The following is a 26,516-nucleotide window of genomic DNA, read 5'->3' as shown; positions in this document are numbered from 1 at the left end:
CTCGAATGGAGACACCTACGATGACCCTTTCTTCCTCAGCCGAGGTCGTCACGCGCGAATTGCACGGCAAGGTCCTGCTCGTCACGATCGACCACGCGCCGGTCAACGCGCTATCCGCCGACGTGCGACGCGGCCTGCTGGCCGCGATCGAAGCCGCCGACGCCGACCGCGCGGTCGAAGCCGTGCTGATCGTCGGCGCGGGGCGCAACTTCATCGCCGGTGCCGAGATTCGCGAGTTCGGCAAGCCGCCGGTGCCGCCTTCGCTGCCGGACGTGTGCAACCGCATCGAGGCATGCACGAAACCCGTGATTGCCGCGCTGCATGGCGCCGCGCTCGGCGGCGGGCTCGAAGTGGCGCTCGCCGCGCATTACCGGATCGCCGTCGACGGCGCGAAGCTCGGCCTGCCCGAAGTGCAGCTGGGTCTGCTGCCTGGCGCGGGCGGCACGCAACGCACGCCGCGTCTGATCGGCGCGCCGGCGGCGCTCGACCTGATGCTGAGCGGCCGTCACGCGAGCGCGAAGGAGGCGCTCGCGCTCGGCCTCGTCGACCGTCTCGGCGACAGCGGCGACATCCTCGCCGAAGGGCTCGCCTACGCGCACGAGCTGCTCGCCGCGCACGCGCCGGTACGCCGCACGCGCGACGCCGCCGCATTGATCGATCGCGCCGCCGTCGCGAAAGCGCGTGACGAAACCGCGAAGAAAGCGCGCGGCCTGTTCTCGCCGCTGAAAATCGTCGATGCCGTCGAAGCCGCGATCGAACAGCCCTTCGAGGAGGGCTTGAAGCTCGAACGCAAGCTGTTCCTGCAATGCCTCGACAGCCCGCAGCGCGCCGGCCTGGTTCACGCATTCTTCGCCGAGCGCGAAGTGCTGAAGGCGCCCGAAACGCGCGACGCGAAACCGCGCGCGCTCGAGGCGATCGGCGTGATCGGCGGCGGCACGATGGGCGCGGGCATTGCGGTCGCAGTGCTCGACGCGGGGCTGCCCGTCACGCTGATCGAACGCGACGAAGCGGCGCTCGCGCGTGGCCGCGCGCACATCGACAAGGTCTACGACGGGCTGATCGCCAGGGGCCGCCTCACCGCTGAGAAGAAAGCCGCGACCATGGCGCGCTGGAGCGGCAGCACGTCGTACGATGCGCTTGCTCACGCCGACCTCGTGATCGAAGCCGTGTTCGAAGATCTCGACGTCAAAAAGGCCGTATTCGCCGAGCTCGATCGCGTCTGCAAGTCCGGTGCGGTGCTCGCGACCAACACGTCGTATCTGGACATCGACGCGATCGCAGCCAGCATCTCGCGCCCCGCCGACGTAATCGGCCTGCACTTCTTCTCGCCCGCCAACATCATGAAGCTGCTCGAAGTCGTGGTGCCGAAGCAGGTCAGCGCCGACGTCGTCGCGACCGCGTTCGAGTTCGCGAAGAAGCTGCGCAAGACGCCGGTGCGCGCCGGCGTGTGCGACGGCTTCATCGGCAATCGCCTGCTTGCCGTGTACCGCGCCGCCGCGGACGCGCTGATGGAAGACGGTGCATCGCCGTATCAGATCGACGCGGCGGTGCGGGCGTTCGGCTTGCCGATGGGCCCGTTTCAGGTGGTCGATCTCGCGGGCGGCGACATCGGCTGGGCGGGCGCGCAAACGCCGCGCGGCCACGCGCGACCCGAACGCGCGCTACGTGCAGATCGCCGACCGCCTGTGCGAGCGCGGCTGGTTCGGCCAGAAGACCGGCCGCGGATTCTATCTGTACCCCGAAGGATCGCGCGGCGGCATGCCCGATCCCGAAGTCGAGGCGATCATCGACGCCGAGCGTGCGCGCGCGGGCATCACGCCGCGCAGCTTCACCGACGAGCAGATCATGCGCCGCTATCTGGCCGCGATGATCAACGAAGGCGCGAACGTCGTCCACGAAGGTATCGCGCTGCGCCCGCTCGACGTCGACGTGACCCTGCTGTACGGCTACGGCTTTCCGCGCTACCGCGGCGGTCCGATGAAATACGCGGATAGCGTCGGCCTGCCGACGATTCTCGCCGACATCCGCGAGTTCGCGAAGGAAGACCCGCTGTTCTGGCGGCCGTCGCCGCTGCTCGTCGATCTGGTCGAGCGCGGCGCGGATTTCGCGAGCCTGAACACGACGGCCTGAACCACCACGAACACTGACGGAACGACTGCGATGGATCTGAACTTCACCTCCGAGGAAGAAGCTTTTCGCGCCAGCGTGCTGGCGTTTCTGCGCGACAAGCTCCCGCGACGTCTCGCCGGCAAGGTGCACGGCGGGCGGCGTCTGACGCGCGGCGACATGGCCGAGTGGCACGCGATTCTGAACGCGCAAGGCTGGCTCGCGAATCACTGGCCGAAAGAGTACGGCGGCCCGGGTTGGAGCGCAGTGCAGAAATTCATCTTCGAAAACGAATGCGCACTCGCCGGCGCGCCACGCGTCGTGCCGTTCGGCGTCAACATGCTCGGGCCGGTGCTGATCAAGTACGGCAGCGAGGCGCAGAAGCGTCACTGGCTGCCGCGCATTCTCGATGGTTCCGACTGGTGGTGCCAGGGCTATTCGGAGCCGGGCGCGGGCTCCGATCTCGCTTCGGTCAAGACGACGGCAGTGCGCGGCAAGGACGCGCAGGGCGAGCACTACCTCGTCAATGGCCAGAAGACGTGGACCACACTCGGTCATTACGCGAACATGATCTTCTGCCTCGTGCGCACCGCGACCGACGTGCGCAAACAGGAAGGCATCAGCTTTCTGCTGATCGACATGAACACGCCGGGCGTCGAAGTCCGGCCGATCATCACGCTCGACGGCGAGCACGAGGTCAATGAAGTGTTCTTCACCGACGTGCGCGTGCCGGTCGGAAATCTCGTCGGCGAAGAAAACAAGGGCTGGACCTACGCGAAATATCTGCTTACGTACGAGCGCACCAATATCGCCGGCGTCGGCTTTTCCGTCGCCGCCTTCAACCGTCTGCGCAAGATCGCCGCGACACAGCTGCGCAATGGCCGGCCGCTCGCCGAGGATCCGGCGTTCGCGGCACGCATGGCGCGCGTCGAGATCGATCTCGAGAACATGAAGACGACCAATCTTCGGGTGATCGCGGCCGTGGCGGGCGGCGGCGTGCCCGGTGCCGAGAGTTCGATGCTGAAGATTCGCGGCACCGAGATCCGTCAGGAGATCTCGTCGCTGACGCGGCGTGCGATGGGCGCTTATGCGCAGCCATTCGTCGAGCAAGCGCTGCACGAAGGCTTCGACGGCGTGCCGGTCGGCCCCGACGAAGCCGCGAGTGCCGCGTCGCAGTACTTCAATAATCGCAAGCTGTCGATCTTCGGCGGCTCGAACGAAATCCAGAAGAACATCATTTCCAAAATGATCCTCGGACTGTAAGAGGCGCACGTCATGAATTTCCAGCACACCGAAGAGCGCCGCATGCTGGCGGATACGCTGAATCGGTTTATCAGCGAGCAGTACGGCTTCGCGACGCGCGATGAAATCGCACGCTCGACGCAAGGCTTCAGCACCGAATTATGGGCACGCTTCGCGGAGCTTGGCGTGATCGGCGCACTGTTCGACGAAGCGAGCGGCGGTTTTGGCGGCGGCGGGTTCGATATTTCCGTGGTGTTCGAGAGTATCGGCCGCGGGCTCGTCGTCGAGCCGTTTCTCGATGCGCTGGTCGTCGGCCGGGCGATCGCTCGCAGCGGCGGTGACGTGCAGAATGCGGCGCTGGGTTCGTTGATCGACGGCTCGCGGATCGTTGCGCTCGCGCATGGCGAACCGGACAGTCATTACGAGCTTGCCCGGGTCGCGACGACGCGCGCGCGCCGCAGCGTAAATGGCAACAGCGGCGTGTGGACGTTGCACGGCGCAAAGGCCGTCGTTCAGCATGGCGAGCATGCTCAGGTGTTCCTCGTCTCGGCACGCACGAGCGGCGAGGACGATGCCGAAGCCGGCATCACGCTGTTTCTGGTGCCGAGGGACGCGACGGGTGTGAGCGTGCGCGGCTACCGCAAGATCGACGGAGGACGCGCGGCCGAAGTGACGTTCGACGACGTCACGCTCCGCGACGACACCGTGCTCGGCTCAGTGGATCACGGCTTTGCGACGCTCGAATATGCGCTGAGTTGCGGCGTGCTCGCGCTGTGCGCGGAAGCGGTCGGCGCAATGGACGTCGCGAAAGACTACACGCTCGACTATCTGCGCACGCGCAAGCAGTTCGGCGTGCCGATCGGCAGCTTCCAGGCGTTGCAGCATCGCATGGCCGATTTGCTGCTCGAAATCGAGCAGGCGCGCTCGGCGGTGATCAACGCGGCGGCGGCGCTCGACGGTGAACGAAACGCGCGCGAGCGCGCGGTGTCGGCGGCGAAGTACAGCATCGGCCGGATCGGCACGCGAGTCGCGGAGGAATGCATCCAGTTGCACGGCGGGATCGGTATGACGTGGGAACTGCCGCTCGCGCATTACGCGAAGCGGCTCGTGATGATCGATCATCAGCTTGGGGATGAGGATCATCATCTGGAGCGGTTTGTGGCGTTGGGGGCTCAAGGGCGGTGATTCGTGTGCGCTTGCGAATGCGAACCCGTGCCGGTGACAAGTCTGCCAGATTGCACTCGCCTATTCTTGAGGAGCTGAGCCTGCCAAACGAATCAAAAAAGTTGACCGATGCCGGATGGACTGCATTGCGGATGCACGAGGGCGCTGTCCTTCGCTACGACAACGACGTAGCGAACAATTGCACCTTCGGGATAGGCACGCCTGCGTACTTTGGCCGATGCACCAATGACGAAATGCGGCGACCGGTGACCTTGGCAGATGTCAACGCTCAACTCGCAGCAAGGGCAACCGCATCCAATCCAGCCCACGTCATCGCAACCCGCAGTGGACCGCCCGCCAGTGAGGTCGACGCGGCCCTGTCGCATTGCGACGCGAATCAGATGAGCATGAATCTGTGCGCGTGGCGCGATCAGATCGTCGCGGAGCAGAAGCTGGAGCAGGTCGTCAAGGGCAAGGCCGCGGTGTCGGCGAGTTGCAAAGCGGCGATCGAGAAGAGGCTCACCGCGTGGAAAACGCGGCGTGACGCCAACTGCAAAAAATCGGCTTCTCGAGAATGGGGCGGCGGGTCGATGCTGCCCACGGCGGTCGCGATGTGCAAGACAGCCGAAACCGAGCGCATAAGCAAAGCAATCGAGGCTTCGGGATGCAGATGAGCGTGGGCGAAGCGTTGACAGAGGGAAACGCTGCCCCGCGCGACGGGCAAGAAAAAAGGACTTACGGCTTTCACCGTAAGTCCTTTTGATCTTTTTGGTCGGGGCGAGAGGATTTGAACCTCCGACCACCTGCACCCCATGCAGGTACGCTACCAGGCTGCGCTACGCCCCGAACAGAAGAAAATTATAACAGACACTTCATTCGATTAGAACCGCTCGACACGAACAAAGCGAACAAGTCCATGAACTAGTGGCCCAGCAGATCGATTACGTTCTGCAGTTCCTTGCGCAACTTCTCGACATCGACCGCAACCGTTGCCGCCGATGCCTGCACCTGACCCGCGACTCCGGCGGTAGCCTCACCCTCTTCGAGCACCGCATCCGGCCCACCGCCGCCATGCGAATCGAGCCGGTTGCGCGCCCCGTTGATCGTAAAACCCTGCTCGTACAGCAACTCTCGAATCCGCCGGATCAGCAGCACCTCGTGATGCTGATAATACCGACGATTGCCGCGCCGCTTGACCGGCCTCAACTGGGTGAACTCCTGCTCCCAGTAACGCAGCACGTGAGGCTTTACCCCACAAAGTTCGCTGACCTCACCAATCGTGAAGTACCGCTTCGCCGGAATCGGAGGCAAGACGACTTTTTCGATCGTCGCTGTCATCGTCAGTTAGCCGTGATGGGTTGCCCGAAAGCGCGCCAGTCAATCAGCGCGCGAGAAGCTCGCTTCGGCGCCGTTTTCGACGAGCGCCTTCAGTTTTTGACTTGCATGAAACGTCACCACGCGACGTGCCGCAATCGGAATCGCCTCGCCCGTCTTCGGATTTCTGCCGGGACGCTGCGGCTTGTCGCGCAACTGGAAGTTGCCGAAGCCCGACAGCTTCACGCTGTCGCCGCTCTCGAGCGCATCGCGGATCACCTCGAAGAACGCCTCGACCATGTCCTTCGCTTCCCGCTTGTTGAGCCCGACATTGTCGAACAGCAACTCGGCAAGTTCCGCCTTGGTGAGTGTCGGCGTTTCATTGGAAACGACGGCGGATGATGTCGGAATATCTCGAATCATGGCGCTGCGTTGCGCCGTAAGAAGGGCTTCGAAATCACTCGAGTTCATTTCATTCATATCTATCAAATGGCGCGCCAAGCGTAAAACAATGGATGCGGAAACAGCCGTGCAATTGTTAAATGCGGGTTATCCGCGCAACCGTGCGCCATATACTCGAGCTAGACGTTCCACCAGAGTTTGAATAGCCAGATCGACCGTTTCATCCTGAAGGGTTCCGCCAGTATCTTGCAAGGTCACCCGGAACGCAAGGCTTTTCTCGTGCGCGGCCAGACCACCGGAAGTGTTTGATTTTGGACGAAATTCGTCGAAAAGTGCAACCTTCTGGACAGCCTTGCAGGCCGGTTCGGACTGGGCCTTCTGAAGCTCGTCGAGCAGCGCCTGAACCTCGATTTTCTGATCGACGACCACCGCGATATCACGTCGTACCGGCGGGAATTTTGAAACTTCCGACGGAATCGGCAATACCCGTTGCATTAATGCTTCCGCTTCGATTTCAAACAGAATCGGCGCATGCGGCAAATCATATTTTTGCATCCAGCGCGGATGCAATTCGCCAATCCAGCCCACTGCGCGACCATTCAATTCGATCCGCGCGCTGCGTCCCGGATGCAGCGCCGGATGCTCGGCCTGTACGAACCGCGCGAGCGCCGGTGCGACCAGCGCTTCGAGGTCGCCCTTCACGTCGAAGAAGTCGACGGCACGCGTCGGTGCGCCCCACTGCTCGTCGAGCGCGGGCCCATAGGCGAGCGCGCCGATCATCTTCGGCTGCGCGAAACCTTCGACGGTCAGCTCGCCGGCCTTGATCGACGGATCGTGCAGGAATACGCGACCTGCTTCAAACACGCGAACGCGGTCCGCCGCGCGACGGTTCAGATTCGTGCGCAACACATGAATCAGGCTGCCGAACAACGTCGTGCGCATCACCGACAGCTGGCTCGCGATCGGGTTGATCAGACGCACGGGGTTGCTGTTGCCTGCGAAGTCCTGCTCCCACTCCGCGTCGACGAAGCTGAAGTTCACCGTTTCCGCGTAGTCGCGCGCGGCGAGCGCATGACGGATCGCGTGGATGGAGCGTTGCGTCTCGTTGGTCGCGCGCATTTCGCTGGTCGCGACCGGCGGGCGCGCCGGAATCTTTTCGAAGCCGTGGATACGCGCGACCTCTTCGATCAGGTCCTCTTCGATTTCGATATCGAAGCGGTACGACGGCGGCATCACCGAGAACGTATCGCCGTCACGCTCGAACGAGAGGCCGAGGCGCGTGAAGATCTGCGCGATTTCATCGACACCGATCGCGACGCCGATGATGCGGTTCGCGCGCGAAACGCGCATCTTCACGGGCGCGCGCTTCGGGACGTTGACGATCTGATCGTCGACCGGACCCGCTTCGCCGCCGCAGATGTCGAGGATCAGCTGCGTGATGCGCTCGATATGATCGACGGTCGTCGCGTAGTCGACGCCGCGCTCGAAGCGATGGCCTGCATCGGTCGAAAAGTTGTACTTGCGCGAGCGACCACGAATGCTGTCGGGCCACCAGAAGGCGGCCTCGAGATAGATGTGGGTGGTGTCGAGCGTGACCGCGGTGCTGTCGCCGCCCATGATGCCCGCGAGGCTTTCGATATGCTGCTCGTCGGCGATCACGCCGACCGTTTCGTCGAGCTCGACCGTGTTCCCGTTCAGCAGCTTCAGCGTTTCGCCCTTGCGGCCCCAGCGTACGTCCATGCCGCCGTGGATCTTGTCGAGATCGAACACGTGCGACGGACGCCCCAGCTCGAGCATCACATAGTTCGAGATGTCGACGAGCGCGGAAATGCTGCGCTGGCCGGAGCGCTCGAGACGCTCGACCATCCATTGCGGCGACTTCGCGCGCGCATTGACGCCGCGGATCACGCGGCCCGAGAAACGGCCGCACAGATCGGGCGCGGAGATTTTCACGGGCAGCGTTTCGTTGAGCGCGACCGGAGCCGGCTTGATTTCGAGCGGACGCAGCGGCGCTCCGGTAATCGCCGACGTTTCTCGCGCGACGCCGAATACCGACAGACAGTCGGCCTTGTTCGGCGTCAGCTTGATTTCAAAAACGGTGTCGTCGAGATTGAGCGTGTCGCGGATGTCCTGGCCGATCGGCGTGTCTTCCGGCAGGATCATCAGACCGCTGTGATCTTCGGAGAGCTTCAGCTCGCGCGCCGAGCACAGCATGCCCTGGCTTTCCACGCCGCGCAGCTTCGACAGCTTGATCGCGAACGGTGCGCCGCCCTCTTCGGCCGGCGGCAGTTGCGCGCCGACCAGCGCGACCGGCACCTTGATGCCGGGCGCAACATTCGGCGCGCCGCACACGATGTTGAGCGTCGCGCCGGTGCCAGCTTCGACCTGACACACGTTGAGCTTGTCCGCATCCGGGTGCTTGACGACTTCCAGCACCTGGCCGACGACGATCTTCGAGGTCGGCGGCGCGGCCGTCCGCAGGTCTTCGACTTCGAGACCCGCCATCGTCAACGCGTGCGACAGCTCGTCGGTGGTCAGTTGCGGATCGACAAAAGTTCTGAGCCAGGATTCCGGAAATTGCATGGTTCTGTGTACGTTGTGATCAGGTTAGGTCCACGTCCGGCAGATGCTTCGTAAAGCCCGGTGGTCTTGCGCCGGTTCAGCGAGCTCTCCCGGGGACGCTCGCAGCGCGCACCAGGTGCGCTGTCGCGATTTATGCTTCGTCGCGCTCGCGCGCGCCGGGTCACGCGAATTGACGCAGGAAACGCAGGTCGTTTTCGAAAAACAGGCGCAGGTCCTGCACGCCGTAACGCAGCATCGTGAGACGCTCGAGGCCACTGCCGAAAGCGAAGCCGATGTAGCGCTCCGGGTCGAGACCCATGTTGCGGATCACAGTCGGATGCACCTGGCCGGAGCCCGAAATTTCGAGCCACTTGCCCGCGTTCTTGCCCGTTTCGAACTGCATGTCGATCTCGGCCGACGGTTCGGTGAACGGGAAATACGACGGACGAAAGCGCACGAGAATGTCGTCGCGCTCGAAGAATTTCTTCAGGAAGTCGGTATAGACGCCCTTCAGGTCCGCGAAGCTGATGTTCTCGTCAATCCACAGGCCTTCGACCTGGTTGAACATCGGCGAATGCGTCGCGTCGCTATCCACGCGATACGTGCGGCCCGGCACGATCACCTTGATCGGCGGCGTGTTGGTGCGCGCGTAGCGCACCTGCATCGGGCTCGTATGCGTGCGCAGCAGCAGCGGGCGGCCGTCGGCATCCTTGCCGTCGACGTAGAAGGTGTCCTGCATCGAACGCGCCGGATGGTTTTCCGGGCTGTTCAGCGAGGTGAAGTTGTACCAGTCGGTTTCGATCTCGGGACCGTCGGCCACGTCGAATCCGATCGTACGGAAAATCTGTTCGACGCGCTCCCAGGTGCGCATCACCGGGTGCAGGCTACCTGCATTGGCGCCGCGGCCCGGCAGCGTGACGTCGATCGCTTCAGCAGCGAGACGCTGGTTCAGAAGTGCGTCGGCGAGCGCCTGACGACGTGCCGTCAGCGCGGCCTCGACCTGTTGCTTGACGAGGTTGATCCGTGCGCCTTCGGTCTTGCGCGTTTCGGGATCGAGTTTGCCAAGGCCCTTCAACAGCTCGGTCAGCGCACCCGCCTTACCGAGAAAGCGCGCTTTCTCGTTCTCGAGGGTGGTGACGTCGGGGGCTTCTGCGAAGGCTTTTTGCGCGTCGGCGACAATCTGGTCCAGATCCATTGATCCCATCATTTCAACGTCAGTGTTCTATCGAAACAAAACTGGTTCTACCAACAAAAACGGGGCTCGGTGAGGAGCCCCGTTTTTGTTGCAGCGTCACCGAGACTACCGGATGTTCGCTGCAACGAACCACGCAGTTTTAATTGCCAGAAGCGCAATCAGGCTGCAACGGCGGCTTTCACCTGCTGAACGATCGCAGCAAAAGCAGCCTTGTCGAACACAGCCATGTCGGCCAGCACCTTACGGTCCAGTTCGATCGATGCCTTCTTCAGGCCGTTGATGAACACGCTGTACGTCATGTCGTGCTGACGCACCGCCGCGTTGATACGCGTGATCCACAGTGCGCGGAACACACGCTTCTTGTTGCGGCGGTCGCGGTAGGCGTATTGGCCTGCGCGCATGACCGCCTGCTTGGCGATGCGATAGACGTTATTGCGACGGCCGCGGTAACCCTTGGCCAGCTTGATGATCTTCTTGTGACGGGCCCGTGCGGTAACCCCACGTTTTACTCGAGGCATGTTTCGCTCCTATGAGTGTCGGTTAAGGGTTAAGCGAACGGCAGCATTGCGCGAACGGAGTTCAGATCGGAATCATGAACTGCCGTGGAGCCGCGCAGATGGCGTTTGTTCTTGGTGGTCTTCTTGGTAAGAATGTGACGCTTGAAGGCCTGACCGCGCTTGACGGTACCGCCCGGACGCACCACGAAGCGCTTTGCAGCGCTCTTCTTGGTCTTCATCTTCGGCATGACAACTCCATTATTAGATGGACATGGGTGTGCGGTCGGCCAGATGGCCATTTCCCGCCCTTCGAAACCCATTCCACTTGGTATGCAGACCGCCGATACCGCCAGCGGCCGCTTTTCGGGAACCACTGCGCACTTGCATGCGCGACGTTCCGAAACCTTCCGACACCAAGCCGGACACCCAGCACAGCATCAAACAACCTTGCGCCGCCGGAGCGCGCGCCACATGGCACGCCGTCGCTCCGGCCAACTGCTTCGCGCTTACTTCTTTTTCTTCGGAGCGAGCACCATGATCATCTGGCGCCCTTCCATTTTCGGCATCTGCTCGACCTGACCGACTTCGTCGAGGTCGGTGCGCAGGCGTTCGAGCATGCGCATGCCGATTTCCTGGTGAGCCATTTCGCGGCCCCGGAAACGCAACGTGATTTTCGTCTTGTCGCCGTCTTCGAGGAAGCGGACGAGGTTGCGCAGCTTGACGTTGTAATCACCGTCGTCGGTACCTGGGCGGAATTTGACTTCCTTGACCTGGATGACCTTCTGCTTGAGCTTGGCCTCGTGTTGCTTCTTCGCTTCCTGGTACTTGAACTTGCCGTAGTCCATCAAGCGGCAAACCGGCGGAACCGCTTGCGGAGCGATTTCGACCAGATCTACGTCCTGCTGTTCCGACATGCGGAACGCATCAGCGAGTTTCACGATGCCGAGCGGTTCGTTCTCGACGCCGACCAGTCGCACCTCGGGTGCTGTAATTTCACCGTTGATGCGGTGCGCAGACTTATCAGTAGCGATGTTACGTTTCCTCTAAAAATTAAAAAAAACGAGCCGGGTACCAAGTGGCTCAGTTGAACGACTGCACGTCCTGGCGCAGACGCTCAATGAAGGCGTCAACAGGCATTACACCCATATCGACACCACCACGGGCACGCACGGCTACCGTTTGCGCTTCACGCTCCTTGTCGCCGACCACCAACAGGTAGGGGACCTTTTCCAGCGTGTGCTCGCGTATTTTATAGCTAATCTTCTCGTTGCGCAAATCGGCCTCGACTCTAACCCCTTGTTTTTGCAACGATTGGGCTAGCGCCTGCGCGTATTCGGCCTGACTTTCCGCAATATTCATCACTACGACCTGCATCGGCGCGAGCCAAGCGGGCATTGCACCAGCATGGTGCTCGATCAGAATCCCGAGGAAACGCTCCATCGATCCGACGATCGCCCGGTGCAGCATGATCGGGCGACGGCGACTGTTGTCTTCGGCAACGTATTCGGCACCCAGCCGCTCCGGCAACACCATGTCGAGCTGCAGCGTACCGCACTGCCACGAGCGGCCGAGCGCGTCCTTGATGTGATACTCGACCTTCGGGCCGTAGAATGCACCCTCGCCGGGCAACTCTTCCCACGTGACGCCGCAGGCCGTCAGCGCATCGCGCAGTCCCTGCTCCGCGCGATCCCAAGTTTCGTCGGTGCCGGCGCGCGCATCCGGGCGCAGTGACAGCTTGATCTCGACGCTATCAAAGCCGAAGTCTCGGTAGACGCTCATTGCCAGCGTGTTGAACGCGATCGATTCGCTGATGAACTGATCTTCGGTACAGAAAATATGCGCGTCGTCCTGCACGAAGCCGCGCACACGCATCAGTCCATGCAGCGCGCCCGACGATTCGTTGCGATGGCACGAACCGAACTCCGCGTAACGCAGCGGCAGATCGCGATACGAGCGCAGACCGTGATTGAACACCTGCACGTGACCGGGGCAGTTCATCGGCTTGATCGCGTAGTCACGCTTTTCCGATTCCGTCGTGAACATGTTTTCACGATAGTTCTGCCAGTGGCCCGAAGCTTCCCACAGCGAGCGGTCCATGATCAATGGCGTCTTGATTTCTAGGTAGCCGGCGTCGTTCACGCGACGGCGCATGTACTGCTCGACTTGCTGCCACAGCGTCCAGCCGCGCGGATGCCAGAACACCATGCCCGGCGACTCGTCCTGCATGTGGAACAGGTCGAGCTGCTTACCAAGCTTGCGATGGTCGCGCTTCTCGGCTTCTTCGAGCATGTGGAGATACGCTTCCTGGTCTTCCTTCTTCGTCCAGGCCGTGCCGTAAATGCGCTGCAGTTGCTCGTTCTTCGAGTCGCCACGCCAGTACGCGCCCGCGACTTTCATCAGCTTGAAGACCTTCAGCTTGCCGGTGGACGGCACGTGGGGGCCGCGGCACAGGTCCGTGAAGCCGCCATGCGAGTACAGTTTGATTTCGTCGCTAGCGGGGATCGATTCGATGATCTCGGCCTTGTACTTTTCACCGATGCTCTTGAAGTACTCGACCGCTTCGTCGCGGGACACCACGCGACGCGACACCGGCTCATCCCTCTTCGAGAGTTCCTGCATGCATTTTTCGATCTTTTCGAGATCTTCCGGCGTGAAAGGACGGTTATAGGAGAAGTCGTAATAGAAACCGTTGTCGATGACCGGGCCGATCGTGACCTGCGCTTCCGGGTACAGATCCTTCACCGCGTACGCGAGCAGGTGCGCCGTCGAGTGGCGGATGATATCGAGACCGTCTGCGTCCTTCTCCGTGACGATGGCGAGCGCCACGTCGTGATCGATCAGCATGGACGTATCGACCAGCTCCCCGTCGATCTTGCCGCCGAGCGCGGCTTTCGCGAGACCGGGGCCGATCGAGGCGGCCACTTCGGCGACGGTCACCGGATGCTCGTACTGTCGAACAGAACCGTCAGGCAAACGTATCGAAACCATTGCGTTCTCCGTGGTGCCGACCGGCGGCGGCACATACAACCAGGGTCAAAAAGATAAAAAAAATGCGGCCCCGCTTTCGAGGGGCCGCATTCACATTTTATGCAAACTTCACTGGCGAAAGTGGTCCTCGACTAGCGTCGTTCCGAAGTGGTTTCGGTCAACGTTCGCGGTGTCATAACCGTATTCGCCTTTTTGCGCTCAAAGCGCTTACTGCAGTTTGCGAAACCCCAGCGAGGCCGGAATTTCATTTTCGTTGGTAGGCTCGATTGGACTCGAACCAACGACCCCCACCATGTCAAGGTGGTGCTCTAACCAGCTGAGCTACGAGCCTGAAGAGACGAGATTATATGGGGTATAGCGCGGCTTGGCAAGTACTTTTATGCAGCGACTTTAGTCCGTCGCGCCACTAGCGGGGCTTTTTCCAACCGCCCGCGCCTCAGTTCTTGCGCGTCGCGCGCACGACACCCGTGATCTCGCCCAGCAGCGTGCACGCGCGCTGAATCTGCGCGGAGCTCGACACCTCGACGGTAAATTGCATGAACGCGGCATTGCGGCGCGATTGCGTCTTTACGCCGATCACGTTCATCTTTTCCCGCGCGAATACTTCGGAGATATCGCGCAGCAGACCTTGCCGGTCCGTCGCCTCGATGCTGAGGTCGACCGGGTAGACGGAATGGCCGCGGCCGCTCATCACGTCCGCCGACCACGCCGTCTGAAGCACGCGCTCCGGCGCGCGCTCCGCCATCCGGCGGAACGTCGCGCAGTCGCTGCGATGAACCGACATGCCCTTGCCTCGCGTAACGAATCCGCAGATGTCGTCGGGCGGCGCCGGCCGGCAGCAGCGCGCGAGCTGGGTGAGCAACGCATCGACGCCGACCACCAGCACCCCCGTGGATGCGCCGCGCGCGACGCTCGCGCCGCTGCTGCGTTTCTCGAACTTCTCCGGCGCATCGACCTCGGGCTCGGGCGGCGGCGCATCGTGCAACGCCTGCTCGACGAGCCTCAGACTGAACTCCTCCTTGCCGACCACGGAGAACAGGTCGTCGGTGGTCTTGAAACCGAGCCGCGCGGCCAGTTGATCGAGATTGACCGAGGTCTTGCCTTCGCGCTGCAGGGTTTTTTCAACCATCGCGCGACCGTTCGCGATGTGCTCCTGTAACTCCACCGCGTTGAACCATGCGCGCACCTTCTGCCGCGCGCGCGGGCTTTGCAGATAGCCAAGTTGCGGATTAAGCCAGTCGCGCGACGGACCGCCCTCCTTCACCGCCACGATCTCGACCGTCTGGCCGTTCTGCAGCGGCGTGTTGAGCGGCACCATCGCGCCGTCGACGCGCGCGCCGCGGCAACGATGCCCAAGCTCGCTGTGCAGGTGAAACGCGAAGTCGATCGGCGTCGCGCCGTGCGGCAACGGAATCACGCGCGCCTGCGGCGTCAGCACGTAGATGTGATCGTCGTCGAGCGTGGCCTGGCGCAACTGCTCCCACGGCTGTGCCGAGCCCGCTTCGCCATGCTCGCCCTCGGAGACTTCGTCCTTCCACGCGAGCAACTGTCGCAGCCAGGCGATCTTCTCGTCGTATTTCTCGCTCGCGGTGAACGTGCCGCCATAGCCGCGCGCACCCGCTTCCTTGTAGCGCCAGTGCGCGGCCACGCCGTATTCGGCGAAGCGATGCATTTCCTGCGTGCGGATCTGCACTTCGAACGCGCGGCCGTCGTCGCCGATCACGACGGTGTGCAGCGACTTGTAGCCGTTCGGCTTCGGCCGGGAGATGTAATCGTCGAACTCCTTCGGCACCGGCTGCCACAGGTTGTGCACGATGCCGAGCACGGTGTAGCAGTCCTTGATGTCCGGCACGATCACGCGAAACGCGCGCACGTCGTACAACTCGGCGAAGTCCAGCTCCTTGCCGCGCATCTTGCGCCAGATGCTGTAGATATGCTTCGGCCGACCGCTCACTTCCGCGCGGATATGCGCGGCGGCCAGCTCCTGCTGCAGGCGTTCGATCGCCTGCGCGACATAGCTCTCGCGCTCGACGCGCTTCTCGTCGAGCAGTTTCGCGATGCGCTTGTAGGTGTCCGGCTCCTCGAAACGGAACGCGAGGTCCTCGAGCTCCCACTTCAATTGCCAGATGCCGAGGCGGTTCGCGAGCGGCGCGTAGATATCGAGCGTTTCGCGTGCGACGTCGGGCGACGGCGTGAGCTTCGCGGCCGCGTAATAACGCAGCGTTTGCAGCCGCGACGCGAGGCGGATCAGCACGACGCGAATGTCCTGCGCGAACGCGAGCAGCATTTTGCGCAGCGCCTCGACCTGCACGCGGCGCGCAGCCTGCGCGTCACGCCCGGCCTCGGGCATCGCGTTTTGCGCCGCGCGCAAACTGACCGTGCCGAGCCGCAGCAGCTTGCGTACGTCGCCGACCAGTTGGGCGACTTCTTCGCCGAAGTCGTCGGCGATCACGCGCTCCGGATCGCGCAGATGCGGTGTCAGCGCAAACAGCGCAGCGGCCAGCACCGCCGGCGGATCGACGTTGAGCTTGCGCATGATCGACGCGGTGCCCGCCGCGTGATCCGCGAGCAATTCGCCCGACGACAGCCGCACCTCGCCCGCATGTTCGCGCACGAACGCCATCGCTTCGTCGAAGGAACGATGGGGATGAGGCGCGCTCGGAACGGTATCGGTGTTCATGGTGCGACGGCCCGCCGGGCCAGACGATTCAACGGAAAATCAACCACGGTGCTGCCGGACGGCCGCGACTCAGTTGCGCTGCGCCGCGATCACGACGATTTCGACGAGGCACTTCGGATTCGCAAGCTTTGCCTCGACGGTCGCGCGCGGCGGCGTGTCGCCCTGCGCGACCCACTCGTCCCACACGGCGTTCATGCCGGCGAAATGCGCCATGTCCGAGATATAGATCTGCACCGACAGCAACAGCGACTTGTCGCTGTTCGCTTCGGCGAGCAGACGGTCGATGTGGCCGAGCACTTCGCGCGTCTGGCCGGCGATGTCCTGATCGTCGTCTTCGGCGATCTGACCCGCGAGGTACACGGTGCCGTTGTGCACGGCCATTTCCGAGAGACGCTTGCCGACGTGATAACGAATGACTGCCATGAAAAGTCCTGAGCTGAGGGGTTAATCGAACTACGTCCCACACGACACTGCCGATGAAATCGTCATGCGGAACTCAATATTATGACGCGTTCGCGGCCTGACCGATGAAGAACTCCCTCGCGAGCGCGATCTGGTCCGCCGCCAGGAACGCCGGCGCATGCCCGACGCCGGCGATCTCCACGCTCGATGCGGCACGCGCGGTCGACACCATCTTCGCGACCGTTTCACGCGACAGCAAATCCGACTGCTCGCCGCGCACCACCAGCACCGGCCCCTGGAACGACGCGAGCGAATGCCACAGCGCCGCCTCGCCGAGCTTCGCCGCTTCCTCGGTGACCGCCGCGAACGGCTGCGCGATGCGCGGGTCATAGCGCAGCACCCATGCGCCGTCCTCTTCGCGCAGCAACGGCGTATTGATTTCGCGCCATTCGTCCGGAGTCAGCGGTCCGAAGCTCTGCGCGAGCTGCGCGGCATAGTCAATGCCCTGCTGCAGCGTTTCGAAGCGTGCGGGCTTGCTAAGGTAATCGCCGATGCGCTTGACCGCGACCGACTCCAGATGCGGCCCGACGTCGTTCAGCAGCAGCTTGCGGATCGGCGTGTCCGGCAGGCCGGCGAGCCCCATGCCGATCAGGCCGCCCATCGAGGTGCCGAACCAGTCGACGGTGTCGACGTCGAGCCGCGCGATCAGTGTGACCATGTCGGCGACGTACTGCGGCACCGCGTATAAGTTGGGGTTCGCGAGCCACGACGACAAGCCCCGGCCAACCACGTCCGGGCACACCACGCGATAGGTGTCCGCGAAGTTGGCGGCGAGGCGGTCGAAATCGCGCCCCGATCGCGTGAGTCCGTGCACGCACAGCAACACGCGCGGATTGTCCGGGTCGCCCCACTCGGTATAGGCGACGCGATGCAGGCCGGCAGCGCTCGCGCACCGCACGTAACGTTGACGCGGCGCGGGCCGCCCGATGGTGGAAGCGGAAGTCGTTGCGGTCATCTGGTGTCCTTGCAAAGACGCTGCGGATTGGGCTGCGAATGATTGTAAACCGCTTCGTCGCCCGGCAAGCATCGGCCAGAAGGCTTAGGAAGGTCGATCCAACCGTCCGGCGCATCCGCCGCCGCGCGCCAAAAACAGAACGGGCGAGACTCACGTCTCGCCCGTCCGGAACACACCGTTGCCGCCGCGCGGTCGCGCCGACGCGCGCAGCGGTGTTTCAAGCCGCGTCAGCTCACCGCGCTCACATCGAGCGGCGCGCCGGTTTTCGCCTTGATTTCGTCGACGCTCACACCCGGCGCGAGTTCGGTCACTTTCAAGCCGTTTTCGGTCACTTCGATCACGCCGAGATCGGTAATGATCTCGTCGACCACACCCACGCCCGTCAGCGGCAGCGTGCATTCTTCGAGGATCTTGTGCTGATCGCCCTTCGCGACGTGCTCCATCAGCACGACCACGCGCTTGACGCCCGCGACCAGGTCCATCGCGCCGCCCATGCCCTTGATCATCTTGCCCGGGATCATCCAGTTCGCGAGATCGCCCTTCCTGCTGATCTGCATCGCACCGAGAATCGCGAGATTGATGTGGCCGCCGCGAATCATCGCGAACGAATCCGCCGAAGAGAAAATCGACGAACCGGGCAGCGTCGTCACCGTTTGCTTGCCGGCATTGATCAGGTCGGCGTCGACTTCGTCTTCGGTCGGCGACGGGCCGATACCGAGCAGACCGTTCTCCGACTGCAGCCACACTTCGACGCCCGCCGGCACGTGGTTCGCGACCAGCGTCGGCAAGCCGATGCCGAGGTTCACGTAAAAGCCGTCCTGCAGTTCCTTCGCCGCGCGCGCGGCCATTTCGTCACGAGTCCATGCCATGATCAGTCTCCTTTCGCGCGGACGACGCGTTGTTCGATGCGTTTTTCCGGATGCGCATTCAGCACGATGCGCTGCACGAAGATGCCAGGCGTATGGATCGCGTCCGGATCGAGCTCGCCCACTTCGACGATCTCTTCGACTTCCGCGACGGTGATGCGGCCCGCCATCGCGCACATCGGATTGAAGTTGCGCGCGGTGCGGCGATAGATCAGGTTGCCGGCCTTGTCGGCCTTCCATGCCTTGACGAGCGCGACATCGGCGGTCAGCGAATGTTCGAGCACGTAGTGGTTCTCGCCGAACTGGCGGGTTTCCTTGCCCTCGGCGATCTGCGTGCCGTAGCCGGTGTTCGTGAAAAACGCCGGGATGCCCGAGCCGCCCGCGCGCAGCTTCTCGGCGAGCGTGCCTTGCGGCGTGAATTCGAGCTCGAGTTCGCCGGCCAGGTACTGGCGTTCGAACTCCTTGTTTTCGCCGACGTACGACGAGATCATTTTCTTGATCTGACGCGTCTCGAGCAGCAGGCCGAGGCCGAAACCGTCGACGCCCGCGTTGTTGCTGATGCAGGTGATGCCCTGCACCTTCGAATCGCGCAGCGCTGCGATCAGCGCCTCAGGAATGCCGCACAGCCCGAAGCCGCCGACGGCGAACGTCTGCCCGTCCTTGACGATGTCCTTCAGCGCCTCGGCGGCGCCTGGATAGACCTTGTTCATCTGTATGTCCCTTCCTCTATGGAAACCCGAAACGTGTACGCAGGCCGCCGGATCATTGCGGCTGATATCGCAACGGGCGAACTTCACGTCGCCTCACGATACCGCTACGTCATTCTAGTCATCCGCGGCTTGAGCCGCGTTGTCATCCGCCCGAAAGAGTACGCTGGGCCCGCCATGCGGCACAATACGCAAAAATACATAAGTACTTGCCTCCCGCCCATGCCCGCCCTGGATTACCGCACTGCGTTTCACCTCGCGCCGATCGGACTCGTGCTGTCCCGCGAGCGGACCATCGAAGACTGCAACGACGAGCTAGCGTCGATATTCGGCTACGCGCGCGACGCGCTGATCGGTCAGTCGTTCCAGGTGTTGTATCCATCGGCGGATGAGTTCGAGCGGATCGGGGCGCGCATTCCGCCGATCATGACCGCGCAAGGCAGCTACGCGGACGACCGGATCATGAAGCGCGCGAACGGCGAGCTGTTCTGGTGTCACGTGACGGGCCGCGCGCAGCAGCGCACCGACCCGCACGCGGCGGGTGTCTGGACCTTCGAGGATTTGAGCGCAACCCGGCGGGTCGCGGTGGAACTGACGCCACGCGAGCGCGAAATCGCCGCGCAACTGGTGACGGGCAAGACCAGCAAGCAGATCGGCCGCGTGCTCGACATCAGCCCGCGCACGGTCGACGTCTACCGCGCGCGGCTCATGCGCAAATACGATACGGGCAATGCGACCGAGCTGTTGCAGCGGCTGCTCGGGGATTGAGAGAGGGCGTTTGAAGCGCGCGACAGCGCTGTCAAGCCGCGCGCTCAGGCCGCCTTGACGAGCGCCGCGCTCTCAATGGCCGCGCGCAGTACGTCAGGCACCGGCACCGACTTGCCCGCCGCGTAGTCGATCCACACGCATCGCGCGGCGCCTCGCGCATAGAGCGTATCCGGCTCATCGGCGCGCAGGAGCTCGAAAGCCGTATCGAAGCTGCTGCGCCCCGGTGTCGCCACCGACATCCGGCCGATCACGTCGCCCGGATAGTGCAGCTGCTTCAGAAACTCCATCGACGCATTGACGATCACCGGCCCCTGCCCGTGCGCGCGCTGGCCGACAAAGTCCATGTGCTCGAACCAGGAAATCCGCACCTGCTCCATGTAGCGGAAATAAACCGTGTTGTTGACGTGACCGAAGGCGTCCATGTCGCCCCAGCGGATCGGCATCGTCATTTCGAAAACTGCGTGAAAATCGCTCATTCCGTACTTCCGTTCTTCCTTTTTCTGCCTGACCTTTGAAACTTTGGACGACCCGCTCACGCGAGTCCGAAGCCGTCGTCGGCGACGATCACCGAGCCGTTGATGAACTGCGATTCATCCGCCGCGAGCAGCAGGAGCAGCCCATCGAGATCCTCCGGCTTGCCGACCCGATGACGCGGCAGCATCGCCACGAGTTTCTGGCCCTGATCGGTCGACCAGTGGTGATGGTTGATCTCGGTGTCGATATACCCGGGGCAGATCGCGTTCACATTGATGCCATGCTTGCCCCACTCGAGCGCCATCGCCTTCGTCATGTGGACGACCGCGGCCTTGCTCATCGAATACAGGCCGATTTGCGGCAGCACGCGCAAGCCCGCCATCGACGCGATGTTGATGATCCGGTACGACGGCTTCTGCGCGTTGTTGCCGCGCATGATCATGCGCTTGGCGACTTCCTGCGCCACGAAAAACGCGCCGCGCGTATTCGTGTCGAACACGTATTCGAAGTCCGCCGGCGTGACCTCGGACAGCTTCTGCGTGGTCGACACGCCCGAGTTGTTGACCAGGATATCGATGGTGCCAGCCTCGGTCTCCGCATGCGCGACCGCCGACTTGATGCTCTGATAGTCGGTCACGTCGAGCGACACGACGTGCGCGGCGCCGCCGGACGCCTCGATTTCCGCGCGCAGCTCCTTGAGCCGCTCGGTACGTCGGCTCGCCAGCACGACCTTCGCGCCCGCCTGCGACAGCACCTGCGCGAAGCGCTTGCCCAGCCCGCTCGAGGCGCCCGTAATCAGCGCGACCTTGCCTTCCAGATTGATCGAACGGCCCATTGTCTTTCCTTGTTCGGTTGTGGTGACAACTGCGGTTGACGGGTTCGGTAGGACCCGACTCAGGGTCTATACCGTATCATGAAATAGTACGGTCGTGCTAATCTGCGGATTTCGGGTTGCGGCGCGGGAATCGATCGCCCACAATACGAACCCGAAAAAAGCATTCTAACGGTAAGAGGAGCATCAATGACCCCCGCAAGTCTCATTGAGCAGTACGGCCCGCGCGAGTCGATGGAGTATGACGTCGTCATCGTCGGCGGCGGCCCTGCGGGCCTGTCGGCGGCCATTCGCCTGAAGCAGCGCGCCGCCGAACGAGGCGCTGACATTGGCGTGTGCGTACTCGAAAAAGGCTCTGAGATCGGGGCCCATATTCTGTCGGGCGCGGTGATGGACCCGCGCGCGCTGACCGAGCTGATCCCGGACTGGAAGGAAAAAGGCGCGCCGCTGACGGTCGACGTGACCGAAGACCGCTTCCTGTTCCTGACGGAAACCGGTTCGAAGAGCGTGCCGACCTGGGCGCTGCCGGACAATTTCAAGAACCACGGCAACTACGTGATCAGCCTCGCGAACGTGACGCGCTGGCTGGGTCAGCAGGCCGAGGCGCTCGGCGTCGAGATTTTCCCGGGCTTTCCGGCGGCCGAAGTGCTGTACAACGACGACGGCTCGGTCAAGGGCGTCGCGACCGGCAACCTCGGCATCGGCAAGGACGGCGAACCGACCGGGAACTTCCAGCTCGGCATGGAGCTGCACGCGAACTACACGCTGTTCTGCGAAGGCGCGCGCGGCCACCTCGGCCGCCAGCTGAACGAGAAGTTCAAGCTGCGCGACGGCGTCGATCCGCAGGTCTACGGCATCGGTATCAAGGAGCTGTGGGAGATCGATCCCGCCAGGCACAAGCCGGGTCTGGTGATGCACACGGCCGGCTGGCCGCTCGAAAACGACACCTACGGCGGCTCGTTCCTCTACCACATGGACAACAACCAGGTCGTGGTCGGCTTCGTGGTCGGCCTCGGCTATTCGAATCCGTATCTGTCGCCGTTCGAGGAATTCCAGCGCTACAAGACGCATCCGGCGATCCGCGCGATTCTCGAAGGCGGCAAGCGCGTGTCCTACGGCGCGCGCGCGATCACCGCGGGCGGCCTGATGTCGTTGCCGAAGCTGGTGTTCCCGGGCGGTGCGCTGGTCGGCGACGACGCGGGCTTCCTGAACGCGTCGCGCATCAAGGGTTCGCACGCCGCGATCAAGACCGGCATGCTCGCCGCCGATGCCGCGTTCGACGCCGTGCAGGCCGGCCGTCAGTCGGACGAACTGAGCGCCTACCCGGAAGCGTTCAAGACGTCGTGGCTCTACACCGAGCTGTATCGCGCGCGTAACTTCAAGCAGTGGATGAGCAAGGGTCTCTACCTTGGCACGCTGATGGTCGGTCTCGAGCAGAAGCTGCTCGGCGGCAACGTGCCGTGGACGCTGCATCATCAGCATTCCGATCACGAGATGCTGAAGCCGGCTTCGCAGTGCAAGCCGATTACGTATCCGAAGCCGGACGGCAAGCTGACGTTCGATCGGCTGTCCTCGGTGTTCATCTCGAACACGAATCACGAGGAAAATCAGCCGGCGCACCTGACGCTGAAGGATCCGACCGTGCCGGTCAACGTGAACTGGCAGACCTACGCGGGACCGGAGGCGCGTTATTGCCCCGCTGCAGTGTACGAGTTCGTGAAGAACGACGATGGCAGCGAGCGGCTCGTCATCAATGCGCAGAACTGCGTGCACTGCAAGACCTGCGATATCAAGGACCCGACGCAGAATATCGTGTGGGTCACGCCGGAAGGCGGTGGCGGTCCGAACTATCCGAATATGTGATGGATGTGCCGTCTGCCTGTGCGGCGCTGCGCGATAACCGGCAGCGTCGCGCAGGCAAATTCCGATAGCGCGCTCGCGCTTTCGTCTGCGCGCATTCTTGCGCGTTTCGTTGGTCCCCTTCCCTATTCTTTTTTATGGCGGCTCGTTGGCCGCCAATCGCGGGACCGCGTCAGGGTTACGGCGCGCTCGCCGCGATCTTCGGCGTGCTCACCGCCACATCGCCGCATTGCGCGCGATGGCGCAGCGCGTGATCGATCAGCACGAGCGCAAGCATCGACTCGGCGATCGGCGTCGCACGAATGCCGACGCAGGGGTCGTGCCGCCCGAAGGTCTCGACGATCGCGGGGTTCCCCGCCTTGTCGATCGAACGGCGCGGCGTGCGAATGCTCGACGTCGGCTTGATCGCGATCGACACCGTGATGTCCTGCCCCGTCGAAATACCGCCGAGCACACCGCCCGCGTGATTGCCGACGAAACCTTCCGGCGTCAGCTCGTCGCCATGCACCGAGCCGCGTTGCGCGACGCTCGCGAAGCCGGCGCCGATCTCGACGCCCTTCACCGCGTTGATGCCCATCATCGCGTGCGCGATGTCGGCGTCGAGGCGGTCGAACAGCGGCTCGCCGAGGCCGACCGGCGCACCGGAGGCAACCACGTTGATGCGCGCGCCGATCGAATCACCGTCCTTGCGCAGCGCGTCCATATACGCCTCGAGTTGCGGAACGATCTCCGCATTCGGCACGAAAAACGGGTTTTCGCGCACCTGCGCCCAATCGACGAACGGCACGTCGATCTCGCCGAGCGCGGCCATATAGCCGCGAATTTCGGTGCCGAACTTCTCGCGCAGCCACTTCTTCGCGACCGCGCCCGCCGCGACCGCCGGCGCCGTCAGCCGTGCCGACGAGCGGCCGCCACCGCGGTAATCGCGAATGCCGTACTTTTGCCAGTACGTGTAGTCGGCGTGGCCGGGGCGGAACGTTTCCGCGATGTTGCCGTAGTCCTTGCTGCGCTGGTCGGTATTGCGGATCAGCAGCGCAATTGGCGCGCCGGTGGTTTGACCTTCGAACACGCCCGAGAGGATCTCGACCTTGTCTTCTTCCTGGCGCTGCGTCACGTGGCGCGACGTGCCCGGCTTGCGGCGATCGAGTTCGAACTGGATGTCGGCTTCGTTGAGCGCCATGCCCGGCGGGCAGCCGTCGATCACGCAGCCGATAGCGGGGCCGTGCGATTCGCCGAAGGTCGTGACAGTGAAAAGCGTACCGAGCGTGTTGCCGGACATGAGCGTCGTCCAAAGAAATACGGGGAGAACGCTATTATGCCAGTCCGCTCGTCTCGAAGCCGGGCCTGGCGACGGCGATGGCCGATCGGCCAGGGCGCACTCGGCCGAAAGCGGGTGATGGTGGGCGAGCCCGCCATCTCGGCGTCCGCGCACCGGCCCACGGCTACTTGCGGGCGCCGCGCAGCTCGGTCACGATCCGCTGCAGCGTCTCCGGCGTCGCGAGCGCCGGGTCGATCGGCTCGCCGACGGCGAGGCTCAGCCGGCTCATCACACCTTTGCTGATCGGCCGCGGCCAGGTTGCGTCCACCGCGCGCGAAAACACGCTGCCCCACAGCCCGCGCAGCGCCATCGGAATGACGGGCGCCGGCGTCCGCCTGACGATCTCGGCGACGCCGTGGCGAAACGGATTCAGCTCGCCGGTACGCGTCAGCTTCCCTTCGGGAAAGATACAGACGAGCTCGCCGTCCGCGAGCGCCTGCGCGCACAGGTCGTACGCACGCGCGAGCAGCGCCGCGTCCTGATGCGCGGACGCGATCGGAATCGCCTTCGCGTGCCGGAACAGCCAGCCGACGAACGGCGAGCGGAAGATCTGGTGGTCCATCACGAAGCGGATCGGCCGCGGGCTTTCGGCCATGATGACGATCGCATCGACGAAACTGACGTGGTTGCACACGAGCACCGCCGCGCCCTGCTCCGGAATCCGCTCCGCGTGCACGAGCCGGATCCGGTAGAACGTATGCACGAGCAGCCACGCGATGAAGCGCAGCAGGAACTCCGGCACGAGCGAATAGATGTAGCCCGCGACGACCACATTCAGAAGCGCGGTGACGAGGAAGATCGCCGGAATACTGAAGCCCGCGGCGGTCAGGCCCACCGCCATCAGCGCCGACACGATCATGAACAGCGAATTGAGGATGTTGTTCGCGGCGATGATGCGCGCGCGATGGCTCGGCTGACTACGACTCTGGATCAGCGCATACAGCGGCACGCTGTAAAAGCCGCCGAACATCGCGAGCAGGAACAGATCGGCGAGCACGCGCCAATGCGCTAGCCGCGCGAGAAATTCGCCAACGCTGAGCAGATGCCCCGCCGGCGGCAGCGCGTGGCTCGCGAAAAAAAGATCGATCGCGAACACGCTCATGCCGATCGAGCCGAGCGGCACGAGGCCGACTTCGATCCGCCGCTTCGAGAGCCGTTCACACAACAGCGAGCCGATGCCGATGCCGATCGAAAACGTGGCGAGCAGCACGGTCACGACGTCGGGATCGGCGGACAGCACGTCCTTCGCGAAGTTGAAGAACGACGCGAGGAACGTCGCGCCGACGAACCACAGCCACGAAATGCCGAGCAGACCAAGAAACACCGTGCGGTTTTCGCGCGCGAGCTTCAGATTGCGCCACGTTTCGCTGACCGGGTTCCAGTTGATGCGCAACCCGGGCTGCGGCGCGGGCGTAGCCGGCACGAAGCCCGACACGGCGCGCCCGATCAGCGCGATCGCGATACACGCGCAAGCGAGCACCACCGCGCCATGCTCGGCGAACCCCGCGCCCGCGCCGCCGACGATCGTGCCGATCAGGATCGCGACGAAGGTGCCCATCTCGACCATGCCATTGCCGCCGACCAGCTCCGCCTGCGACAGATGCTGCGGCAGATACGAGTACTTGACCGGCCCGAATACCGTCGAATGCACGCCCATCAGGAACGTGCACAGGTACAGCAACGGCGCGCCATGCAGCCAGAACCCCGCGCCGCCGACCAGCATCACCGCGATCTCGAAGGTCTTGACGAGGCGCGTGAGCAACGCTTTGTCGTACTTGTCCGCGATCTGGCCGGAAGTGGCCGAAAACAGCACGAAAGGCAGAATGAAAATCGCGGAGATCAGGAACGCCGCGGTTTTCGGGTCGACGCCCGAAAACCGCGCCGCCTGATACGTGACGAGCGACGTGAAGCCGATCTTGAACACGTTGTCGTTCATCGCGCCGAGAAACTGTGTCCAGAAGAACGGCGCGAAGCGGCGCTGGCCGAGCAGGCGGAACTGGGATTCGTGCGCTTCGTGCGCGCGAGCGGCGCGGCGGGCAGCGGGCAACGGACGATCGTTCATGAAGTCAGGAGAACGGCGCGGAAAAATGGCGATGACGCGGGCGGCACGGCCGGCAAGCGGAT

Annotated in this window: 22 protein-coding genes, 2 tRNA genes and 1 pseudogene; 6 read left to right on the top strand and 19 right to left on the bottom strand. The window is 63.3% G+C overall.

All coding sequences use genetic code 11. From position 1 onward, the window contains the following. Positions 1 to 20: 20 nt before the first annotated feature. The 4 genes and pseudogenes from OKW35_RS33695 (at position 21) to OKW35_RS33680 (ending at position 5,186) form a co-directional block, all read left to right on the top strand. A pseudogene (locus tag OKW35_RS33695) lies at positions 21 to 2,130 on the top strand (3-hydroxyacyl-CoA dehydrogenase NAD-binding domain-containing protein). A 30-nt stretch (positions 2,131 to 2,160) separates the two neighbouring features. Next, positions 2,161 to 3,369 (top strand): acyl-CoA dehydrogenase family protein, encoded by a 1,209-nt coding sequence (locus OKW35_RS33690; protein ID WP_429355837.1) that lies wholly within the window; start codon positions 2,161 to 2,163, stop codon positions 3,367 to 3,369. Between the two features lie 12 nt (positions 3,370 to 3,381). Beyond that, entirely contained in the window at positions 3,382 to 4,533 is a 1,152-nt protein-coding gene (locus OKW35_RS33685) for an acyl-CoA dehydrogenase family protein (protein WP_429554361.1), read from the top strand. Between the two features lie 17 nt (positions 4,534 to 4,550). Beyond that, on the top strand, positions 4,551 to 5,186 hold the full coding sequence (locus OKW35_RS33680) for a lysozyme inhibitor LprI family protein (protein WP_429554360.1): 636 nt from the start codon (positions 4,551 to 4,553) through the stop codon (positions 5,184 to 5,186). Between the two features lie 95 nt (positions 5,187 to 5,281). Here OKW35_RS33680 and OKW35_RS33675 read toward each other — a convergent pair. The 15 genes from OKW35_RS33675 to OKW35_RS33605 all read right to left on the bottom strand — a co-directional run bounded on the left by OKW35_RS33675 (position 5,282) and on the right by OKW35_RS33605 (position 19,143). Next, positions 5,282 to 5,358, bottom strand: a tRNA-Pro gene (locus tag OKW35_RS33675). 75 nt (positions 5,359 to 5,433) lie between these two features. After that, positions 5,434 to 5,850, bottom strand: coding sequence for a MerR family transcriptional regulator (locus OKW35_RS33670; protein WP_429554359.1), 417 nt, complete (start codon positions 5,848 to 5,850; stop codon positions 5,434 to 5,436). A gap of 39 nt (positions 5,851 to 5,889) precedes the next feature. Next, positions 5,890 to 6,306, bottom strand: a complete 417-nt coding sequence (locus OKW35_RS33665) for an integration host factor subunit alpha (RefSeq protein WP_090800976.1) — start codon at positions 6,304 to 6,306, stop codon at positions 5,890 to 5,892. A 69-nt stretch (positions 6,307 to 6,375) separates the two neighbouring features. After that, complete coding sequence (gene pheT / locus OKW35_RS33660) at positions 6,376 to 8,811, bottom strand: phenylalanine--tRNA ligase subunit beta (RefSeq protein ID WP_429554358.1); 2,436 nt, start codon at positions 8,809 to 8,811, stop codon at positions 6,376 to 6,378. A gap of 160 nt (positions 8,812 to 8,971) precedes the next feature. Next, the gene (gene pheS, locus OKW35_RS33655; protein WP_008918800.1) at positions 8,972 to 9,985 is read right to left on the bottom strand and encodes a phenylalanine--tRNA ligase subunit alpha; all 1,014 of its coding nucleotides are present in this window, start codon (positions 9,983 to 9,985) and stop codon (positions 8,972 to 8,974) included. Between the two features lie 158 nt (positions 9,986 to 10,143). Then, positions 10,144 to 10,503, bottom strand: coding sequence for a 50S ribosomal protein L20 (rplT, locus tag OKW35_RS33650; RefSeq protein WP_006052502.1), 360 nt, complete (start codon positions 10,501 to 10,503; stop codon positions 10,144 to 10,146). 29 nt (positions 10,504 to 10,532) lie between these two features. Further along, entirely contained in the window at positions 10,533 to 10,730 is a 198-nt protein-coding gene (rpmI, locus tag OKW35_RS33645) for a 50S ribosomal protein L35 (RefSeq protein WP_006052501.1), read from the bottom strand. Positions 10,731 to 10,988: 258 nt separating this feature from the next. Further along, the gene (infC, locus tag OKW35_RS33640) at positions 10,989 to 11,513 is read right to left on the bottom strand and encodes a translation initiation factor IF-3 (protein ID WP_075643713.1); all 525 of its coding nucleotides are present in this window, start codon (positions 11,511 to 11,513) and stop codon (positions 10,989 to 10,991) included. 49 nt (positions 11,514 to 11,562) lie between these two features. Next, positions 11,563 to 13,470, bottom strand: coding sequence for a threonine--tRNA ligase (thrS, locus tag OKW35_RS33635; RefSeq protein ID WP_429554357.1), 1,908 nt, complete (start codon positions 13,468 to 13,470; stop codon positions 11,563 to 11,565). Positions 13,471 to 13,724: 254 nt separating this feature from the next. Beyond that, positions 13,725 to 13,801: transfer RNA gene (locus tag OKW35_RS33630), tRNA-Val, on the bottom strand. 105 nt (positions 13,802 to 13,906) lie between these two features. Continuing rightward, positions 13,907 to 16,150, bottom strand: a complete 2,244-nt coding sequence (locus OKW35_RS33625; RefSeq protein ID WP_184063682.1) for a RelA/SpoT family protein — start codon at positions 16,148 to 16,150, stop codon at positions 13,907 to 13,909. Positions 16,151 to 16,219: 69 nt separating this feature from the next. After that, positions 16,220 to 16,573 (bottom strand): RidA family protein, encoded by a 354-nt coding sequence (locus OKW35_RS33620; RefSeq protein ID WP_184021856.1) that lies wholly within the window; start codon positions 16,571 to 16,573, stop codon positions 16,220 to 16,222. A gap of 79 nt (positions 16,574 to 16,652) precedes the next feature. Further along, positions 16,653 to 17,567: an alpha/beta fold hydrolase gene (locus OKW35_RS33615; RefSeq protein WP_429554356.1), complete on the bottom strand. Its 915-nt coding sequence runs from the start codon at positions 17,565 to 17,567 to the stop codon at positions 16,653 to 16,655. Positions 17,568 to 17,794: 227 nt separating this feature from the next. Then, complete coding sequence (locus tag OKW35_RS33610) at positions 17,795 to 18,436, bottom strand: CoA transferase subunit B (RefSeq protein WP_184021841.1); 642 nt, start codon at positions 18,434 to 18,436, stop codon at positions 17,795 to 17,797. A 2-nt stretch (positions 18,437 to 18,438) separates the two neighbouring features. Then, on the bottom strand, positions 18,439 to 19,143 hold the full coding sequence (locus OKW35_RS33605) for a CoA transferase subunit A (protein ID WP_090800989.1): 705 nt from the start codon (positions 19,141 to 19,143) through the stop codon (positions 18,439 to 18,441). Positions 19,144 to 19,362: 219 nt separating this feature from the next. Here OKW35_RS33605 and OKW35_RS33600 point away from each other — a divergent pair, with 219 nt between their 5' ends. Next, on the top strand, positions 19,363 to 19,908 hold the full coding sequence (locus OKW35_RS33600; RefSeq protein ID WP_018421157.1) for a LuxR C-terminal-related transcriptional regulator: 546 nt from the start codon (positions 19,363 to 19,365) through the stop codon (positions 19,906 to 19,908). Positions 19,909 to 19,952: 44 nt separating this feature from the next. Here the strand turns inward: OKW35_RS33600 and OKW35_RS33595 are convergent, their stop codons facing one another. Then, positions 19,953 to 20,384 carry an acyl-CoA thioesterase gene (locus OKW35_RS33595; RefSeq protein ID WP_090800991.1) on the bottom strand — a complete coding sequence of 144 codons (432 nt, stop codon included), beginning with the start codon at positions 20,382 to 20,384 and terminating at the stop codon, positions 19,953 to 19,955. Positions 20,385 to 20,440: 56 nt separating this feature from the next. Next, entirely contained in the window at positions 20,441 to 21,217 is a 777-nt protein-coding gene (locus tag OKW35_RS33590; protein ID WP_018421159.1) for an SDR family oxidoreductase, read from the bottom strand. Between the two features lie 186 nt (positions 21,218 to 21,403). Between OKW35_RS33590 and OKW35_RS33585 the strand changes: the two genes are divergently transcribed. After that, on the top strand, positions 21,404 to 23,077 hold the full coding sequence (locus OKW35_RS33585; protein WP_429554355.1) for an electron transfer flavoprotein-ubiquinone oxidoreductase: 1,674 nt from the start codon (positions 21,404 to 21,406) through the stop codon (positions 23,075 to 23,077). Between the two features lie 175 nt (positions 23,078 to 23,252). Here the strand turns inward: OKW35_RS33585 and aroC are convergent, their stop codons facing one another. Together aroC and OKW35_RS33575 are read right to left on the bottom strand one after the other, a co-directional pair. Next, positions 23,253 to 24,353, bottom strand: a complete 1,101-nt coding sequence (aroC, locus tag OKW35_RS33580; protein WP_429405047.1) for a chorismate synthase — start codon at positions 24,351 to 24,353, stop codon at positions 23,253 to 23,255. A gap of 163 nt (positions 24,354 to 24,516) precedes the next feature. Continuing rightward, positions 24,517 to 26,454 (bottom strand): MFS transporter, encoded by a 1,938-nt coding sequence (locus OKW35_RS33575; protein ID WP_429405045.1) that lies wholly within the window; start codon positions 26,452 to 26,454, stop codon positions 24,517 to 24,519. Positions 26,455 to 26,516: the final 62 nt, after the last annotated feature.

The sequence above is a fragment of the Paraburkholderia sp. MM5477-R1 genome (assembly GCF_050436385.1).
GTDB classification, from domain to species: Bacteria; Pseudomonadota; Gammaproteobacteria; order Burkholderiales; family Burkholderiaceae; genus Paraburkholderia; species Paraburkholderia tuberum.
This window is presented reverse-complemented; position numbering and strand designations above follow the sequence as displayed.